The organism is uncultured Reyranella sp. (assembly GCF_945957355.1).
Lineage (GTDB): Bacteria > Pseudomonadota > Alphaproteobacteria > Reyranellales > Reyranellaceae > Reyranella.
Map to the genome: position 1 here is coordinate 196,278 of NZ_CAMFKM010000011.1, position 6,805 is coordinate 203,082.

Here is a 6,805-nt window from a genome sequence, read left to right on the forward strand (position 1 = left end):
ATTAAGTCGGCATTTACTCCGCTGCCTGAAGTTCGGCGGCGTTCTCCGGCGCCTTCAGCTCGATGGCTCGCCCGCTGCGTCTGGCGGCGTCCTCGGCCTCCCAGCGGATGGCGATCGCCGCCAGCCGGTCCATTACGTCGTCCAGCTCCCCGCCGCGCTTGGTGAGGGAGTAGGTGACCTTCGGCGGGATGGTCGCCTCGTAGTCGCGTTTCACCAGGGCCGCGCCCTCCAGGGTACGCAGCCGCTCCGTGAGCATTTTTGCCGAGATGCCTGACACCCGGCGCTTCAGCTCTCCGAAGCGCTGCGGTCCGTGGGTGCGCAGATTGTAGAGAATGTACGTCGTCCATGGCCCCATCAGCATGCGCAGGATGAAGTCCATGGGGCAGGAGACGCTCTCCTTGGCCTGGGAGGTGGTGGCCGGGGTCGGGGGACTCATGGAAGAATCTCTCAGGTTACTATTGGGTACCTACTGGCGAATATATAGCGGGCATCCCAGATGTTTCCAGTTACTTTGTGAAAGCAACTGATTTGGGGAAACAGAAATATGCTTTCTCCAGTCAAATCAAAGGATTGGAAGCCATCATGAGTAAAGTCGCCATCGTCTATCATTCGGGCTACGGCCACACCCAAGCCCTCGCCGAGGCCGTCGCCGCGGGCGCGCGGACCGTTCCGGGCGCGACAGTCAGTCTGATCCCGGTCGCCGAGGTGGAGGCGCGCGCAACCGAACTCGACACCGCCGACGCCATAGTCTTCGGCAGCCCGACCTACATGGGCGGCGTGTCAGCCGACTTCGCGAGGTTCAAGGACTGGACTTCGAGCCGCTGGATGGAGGGCAAGTGGCGCAACAAGCTCGCCGCCGGCTTCACTGGCTCCGCTTCCTGGAACGGCGACAAGCACAACACGCTCTATCAGTTGCTCACCCTCGCGGTTCAGCACGGCATGGTGTGGGTTGGCCTCGGCCTGCCGCCGGGCAACAACAACTCGAAGGGCTCGAGTGCGGACCTCAACCGGGTCGGCGCGTCGATCGGCGCGATGGCACAGGCCAACGCCGATCAGGGCGTCGAGGGAATCGGCGCCAGCGACTTCAAGACCTTCGAGGCGCTCGGCCGGCGCGTCGCCGAATCCACCCGGCGGTGGCAGGAAGAGCCGCTCGCCGAGGCGGCCTGACGCGCGGCTGCGCGGGAGGACCTCTCACTCCATTCGGACGCCGGCCGACTTGACGATCGATCCCCAGGAACCGAGTTCCTGGTGGAACAGCGCCGTAAGCTGCTGCGGGGTGCTCGTTTCGACGGTCGCACCCTGCGCGATGAAGTCGGCGAGCACTTCTGGCATGGCCATTACGGTGCGTATCGCGGCGTTGAGGCGGTACACGATGGCGGCTGGCGTCTCGGGCGGCGCCAGCAGGAAAATGCTGGCGGCAGCGTTGAATCCCGGCAGGGTCTCGCTGATTGCGGGAACGTCGGGCGCGACCGGCGATCGCTTGGCCGAGGTCACGGCGAGAAGGCGGAGCTTGCCGCTGCGCGCCAGGGCGAGTGCCGGCGGCAGGCTGACGAAGCAGATCGGGACCTGACCGCTGACCAGGTCTGCGAGCGCCGGCGTCCCGCCCTTGTAGGGCACGTGGACGATCTGGACGCCGGCCGCCTTCTGGAACATTTCGGCGCTCAGGTGCGCGATGTTGCCGACGCCCGGGGAGGCATAGCTGTACTTGCCGGGGCTGGCCTTCAACACATCGATGAGTTCGCGGACGTTGGTGGCGGGAAAGGCCGGGTTGACCACCAGCGAGTAGGGCAGGTTGCCGAGCGCGCCTATCGGCGTCAGCGTGAGCGGATCGTAACCGACCTTGTCGTAGATCGTGGTGCCCACCAGGATTCCCGACTCCGCGAAGAATAGCGTGTAGCCGTCGGGCGGGGCGCTCGCGAGGGCGGCGGCGGCGATGGTGGAGCCGGCTCCCGGCCGGTTCTCGACGACCACCGGCTGGCCGAGCAGTGGGCTGAGCTTGTTGGCGAAGATGCGGGCCAGGATGTCGGCGCCGCCGCCCGGCGGATAGCCGACGAGCAGCTTGATGGCTCGCGACGGATAAGTGCCCGCCTGGGCAAACGCGCGTGGTACGGCGAGCCCAAACCCAAGGACGGTGAGGGCGAGGCGGCGTCCCAGCTTCATGTCATTCATGCTCATGTGATGTAACCTCGTGGCGACGCATCTTCTCAGGCGGCATCCGGCGGGAAGTAGCGGAACTGCAGGCTGCGATCCTTTTCGAGCTGCTGGATGAGGTCGATTTCCCAGGTGAGATAGGCGGTCATCGACTTGCGCAGATCGTCGTAGTCGTAGGGGCTGTACCAGACGTCGTCGGTTGCGGAGGTCATGTTCTCGAGTCCGCTGGCGAGCGGCAGACCCGCCATAGCCCAGGCGGCCGTGCCGCCGTCGAGGAGCGAGACCGGAAGCGGTGTCGCAGCCACGGCATCCGCGGTGGCGAGGGCGGCGAAGGTGCCGTCGTCGGACGTGAGCACGATCCGGCGAGCCCGCGGCGTACCGGCCGCGACCTGCGCCAGCCCATCCTCCAGCCGCGACCGCACGGCGAACCACGCACCGGGAATGTGGCGTGAGCGGAAGCGGAGACTGTTCGCCAGGTCGACCACCACCGCTTCGCCGGTCGCGAGCAGGCGATGGAGTTCGAGGACATTGATCCGCTCCACGCTGGTGGCGGACTCCGTCGGCAGGACATCGACCGGCTCGGAACCCTTCTCGAGCGCGCCGCCACAGGCACTGAGGCCGCCGGCCAGCACGAACACCTCCGTCCAGCCGAGCTGGATCAGCCAGGACGCCGTCATCTGCGCGCGCACGCCATTGTCGTCACACAGGACGATGCGGGCGCCCCGCGTGCCCACATAGTGATCGGTCGACTGGATCAGCTGGCCGCCGGGCGCGCTGCGACAGCCGGGAATGTGCCCTGCCTCGTATTCCTCGGGACTGCGGACGTCGAAGAAATAGAGCGAGCGTGCCGCATCGGCGCGAAGGTCGCGCAGACCCGCAGCGTCGATCTCCCGCACACCGAAGCGCTTCGACACGCGCATCGCCGCCTCGATGGCGGCGGCGAGGCCCCGGGTCGAGGGAGGAGGGGCGACCGTCCTGCTGCCGCGGGCCATGGTCTCGCCGCTCAGGTGCCAGCCCGCCGTGCCGTTGCGCACGCAGACGATAGGGTTCCTGATCCCGGCATTGATCAGGGACTGCGCGCCGATGATGCCGCGCGTGCGGCCAGCGCAGTTCACCACGATGGTGGTCTCCTCGCGCTCCACGAGGTCGAACACGCGATGCACCAGCTCGGCGCCCGGGCAATCGATGCCGCCGGGCAGGCTGTAATTGTGGAACTCCGAGTAGGGCCGGCTGTCCAGGATCACCATGTCCTTGCCCTGGTCGATCCAGCGGCGCAGTTCCGAGGCGTCGATGGCCGGCGTGCCGTAACGGTGCTCGACAAACTCGCCGAAGGCCTTGCTCGGCACGTAGATGCCGGCGAACACTTCGAGCCCGGCTCCGCGCCAGCCTTCAAGCCCGTCCTTCAGGATCGAGATGTCGGTGTATCCCCAACCGGCAAGGCGCCGGGCGGCTCGCTCGGCCAGCCCATCGTCCTGCTGGTCCATCAGGACGATGCGGGTGGCTCGACGCGGCACGAGGGCTGCGATCCGCGTTTCCAGATGGCTGAACGGCATCGAGACGATCGTCAGAGGATGGCCGGTGTTGAACAGACCCTCCTCGCGCACGTCGAGGAACGCGAGTTCGGTGCCCTGGGCCAGGAGGGCGTGGAGGCGCATGGCATCGACTCGCGGCCAGGACGAAGCGGTCTCGGGGGTGGCTTTGACGCTGTTCATCGGATCTTCGGCATTCGTTGAGCAAGGACGACACAAATCCTGCTCGCGGCCGCGCAATAAGAAAAATATAAATATCATATGGATTGATTGGGGATCGGTATGAATATCACCGTCCGGCAATTGCGCGCTTTCGCGCTCGGCGCCGAGCTCGCTTCCTTCTCCGAGGCTGCGGGGAGGCTGGGCATGACCCAACCCGGCTACTCGCTCCTGATCCGCCAGCTCGAGGAAGAGATCGGCATGTCGCTGTTCCGGCGCACCACGCGCCGGGTCGAACTCACCGAGGCGGGGCGCGAGATTCTGCAGAGCGCCCGTTACACGCTGCAGCAGCTCGACGAAACCTGCCGCCGTGCCGCGGACTTTCGTGACGCGCGCCAGGGCACGCTCAACCTCGCCTTCGTGCCCTCCGTGGGCTGCAGTGTCCTGCCCCCGATCCTGTCGCGATTCACGGAAGCTCATCTCGGCATCAAGCTGGTGTTCCAGGAAGCGCAGGCCACCGGCTTTGCCGAGCGTGTGCGCAGCGGCCAGGCCGAAATCGGCCTCGGGCTGCTGCTGCAGGCAGACAGCCTGTTCTCCTTTGAGCCGCTGATGCGCGATTGCCTCGTTGCCCTGCTGCAGACGCAGCATCCGCTGGCGGCACGTCCCTCCGTGACCTGGAAGGCTCTGGCACGCTTCAATTCCATCCTGGTGACCAATCAGTCGAGCGTGCGGGTCCACGCCGATCGCGCGGCCGCCGCGGCCGGCGTCGAGATCGAGCCGACCTACGTCCTCGATTCGCTCACGACGGCCGTTGGGATGGTACGCGCCGGCCTGGGGTACGCGGTATTGCCGAGCTTGGCCCTGCGCAGCCTGGAGTTGGGCGGCATGGTGGCCCGCGTGGTGGAGCAACCGCGCGCGTGGCGCGACATCGGCCTGCTCACACGATCGCGCTTCACCCTGTCGCCGGCAGCCGCCGCGTTCGCTGCCATCGCGCGCGACGTCGCGACGGACTATTCGGAGGAGAGCCCGCCCGACCGCTGACCACTTTCCTCACACGGAAACGGGGGACCATCGCCTTCCGGCAAGGTCCCCCGTTCGATAAGGACGGGGCCGGCGGCTCCGCGAGAGCCGCCGGCGCGTTTCGCGCGCTACTTCTTGGTGATGTTCCACATCACCGGCACGGGGCCGGGCAGCCAGCCGGTGATGCGGTCCTTGCGGTAGGCGCCGAACGCCTTGTACTGGCCGAGCACGATGTAGGTGGCCTGGTCCATCACCCGGTCGGAGACGGCCATGGCGATCTCCTTCCGCTTGGCCGGGTCGACTTCCTTGGCGTAGGACGAGCGAAGCTTCTCCATCTCGGGATCGCACGGCCAGCCGAACCACGCCTTCTCGCAGGCGCCGCTGGTGAAGGAATTGCCGGCCGGGCTCTCGGCACCGACCGTGACGGTCGTCGTGTAGAAGATGTTCCAGCCACCCTGCGCCGGCGGATCCTTCTTGGCGCGGCGGGTCACGACCGTCTGCCAGTCCATCGACTGCAGGTCGACCTTGAAGCCGACCTTCTCGAGCGCCTGCTTGCCGACCGGCGGAAGCTGGTTGGCGGAGAGCAGGTCGGTCGCGTGCATCATGACGATCGGCGTGCCGTCATAGCCGCTCTCCTTGAGGAGCTGGCGCGCCTTCTCGAGGTCGGGCTTGATCAGCAGGTTGCCGTAGCTCTTCTCGTAGGGCGAGCCGCAGACCAGCGGCGCATTGCAGACCCGGTAGATTTCCGGGTCGCCGATCTGGGCGCGCAGGAAATCCTCCTGGGCGATGGCATACATCGCCGCCTGCCGGGCCTTCAGGTTGTTGAACGGCGGGTGGAGGTGGTTGAAGCGCATGATGATCTGGCTGCCCTGCGCGTTCCAGCCGTAGAGCTCGATGTTCTTGTCGGCCTTCAGCAGCGGGAAGAGATCGGGCACCGGAATCTCGATCAGGTCGATCTCGCCCTGGACCAGGGCATTGACCGCGGTACTCGGGTCGGAGATCGCCAGCCATTCGAGGCGATCGATCTTCACCACCTTGCCGCCGGCCAGCATCGAAGGCGGCTCGGCGCGCGGCTTGTACTTGGTGTTCTTGAGGTAGACGACCTTCTCGCCGGGCTTCCATTCATCCTTCTTGAAGATGAACGGGCCGGAGCCGGTGTAGTCGTCGATCTGCTTGAACGGGTCGGTCTCGGCGACCCTCTTGGGCATCATGAAAGGCACGGTGGAGGACGGCTTGCCCAGCGCGTCGAGGACGAGGCCAAAAGGCTCCTTGAGCACGATCTGGAAGGTCTTGGCATCGATGGCCTTCATCGTGCCGACCGCCTTCATCATCTCCTGGCCGAGAGCGTCGCGGGCGCCCCAGCGCTTGATCGAGGCGACGCAGTCCTCGGCGGTGACGGGCTGGCCATCGTGCCATGCCAGGCCGTCACGGAGCGTGAAGGTCCAGGTCAGCTTGTCGGCCGAGGCCTCATACTTGTCGACCATCTGCGGCTGGATGCGCGCTTCGGCATCCTGGGCGAACAGCGTGTCGTAGATCATGTAGCCGTGGTTTCGGGTGATGAAGGCGGTCGTCCAGATCGGGTCCAGGACCTTCAGATCGGAATGGGCGACCATCTTCAGGGTCTGCGCCGAGGCCGGGGCCACGACCGCCGCCGCGCCCGTCGACAAGGCAAGACAGGCCGCGACCTGTCGCAATCTCCGCATAACGTGCATGATTTGTTCTTTCCCTTCTCCAGCACCCAAACTTCACACAAGCTGCCACGAGCCCGACGAGGAATAAAGCAGTGTCGAGGCCAACGGAGTCGCGACCTGAACCCCTTCCGCACAAAAGGGAAGGGGACCTTGGCCTGTCCGGCGAAGGTCCCCCGATCGACTGTTGTTGGCTGAGATGCCGCTACTTCTTGGTGATGTTCCACATCACCGGCACGGGGCCGGGCAGCCAGCCGG

General features: G+C 66.0%; 6 protein-coding genes. 2 read left to right on the forward strand and 4 right to left on the reverse strand.

Features of this window, described 5'->3' with window-relative positions; translation table 11 throughout:
• Positions 1–13 precede the first annotated feature (13 nt).
• Positions 14–436 (reverse strand): helix-turn-helix domain-containing protein, encoded by a 423-nt coding sequence (locus Q0Q48_RS18950; RefSeq protein WP_295140915.1) that lies wholly within the window; start codon positions 434–436, stop codon positions 14–16.
• Between the two features lie 146 nt (positions 437–582).
• Between Q0Q48_RS18950 and Q0Q48_RS18955 the strand changes: the two genes are divergently transcribed.
• Positions 583–1,167: an NAD(P)H-dependent oxidoreductase gene (locus Q0Q48_RS18955; RefSeq protein WP_295140919.1), complete on the forward strand. Its 585-nt coding sequence runs from the start codon at positions 583–585 to the stop codon at positions 1,165–1,167.
• A gap of 24 nt (positions 1,168–1,191) precedes the next feature.
• Here Q0Q48_RS18955 and Q0Q48_RS18960 read toward each other — a convergent pair whose 3' ends face one another.
• Both Q0Q48_RS18960 and Q0Q48_RS18965 read right to left on the reverse strand, forming a co-directional pair.
• Positions 1,192–2,175 (reverse strand): tripartite tricarboxylate transporter substrate binding protein, encoded by a 984-nt coding sequence (locus tag Q0Q48_RS18960; protein ID WP_295140922.1) that lies wholly within the window; start codon positions 2,173–2,175, stop codon positions 1,192–1,194.
• Between the two features lie 29 nt (positions 2,176–2,204).
• Entirely contained in the window at positions 2,205–3,863 is a 1,659-nt protein-coding gene (locus Q0Q48_RS18965; RefSeq protein WP_295140925.1) for a rhodanese-like domain-containing protein, read from the reverse strand.
• A 99-nt stretch (positions 3,864–3,962) separates the two neighbouring features.
• On the opposite strand from Q0Q48_RS18965, the gene Q0Q48_RS18970 reads away from it, so the two are divergent.
• Positions 3,963–4,880 carry a LysR family transcriptional regulator gene (locus Q0Q48_RS18970; RefSeq protein WP_295140928.1) on the forward strand — a complete coding sequence of 306 codons (918 nt, stop codon included), beginning with the start codon at positions 3,963–3,965 and terminating at the stop codon, positions 4,878–4,880.
• A 107-nt stretch (positions 4,881–4,987) separates the two neighbouring features.
• On the opposite strand, the gene Q0Q48_RS18975 is transcribed toward Q0Q48_RS18970, so the two are convergent.
• Positions 4,988–6,562 (reverse strand): ABC transporter substrate-binding protein, encoded by a 1,575-nt coding sequence (locus tag Q0Q48_RS18975; protein WP_295140931.1) that lies wholly within the window; start codon positions 6,560–6,562, stop codon positions 4,988–4,990.
• Between the last annotated feature and the right edge of the window lie 243 nt (positions 6,563–6,805).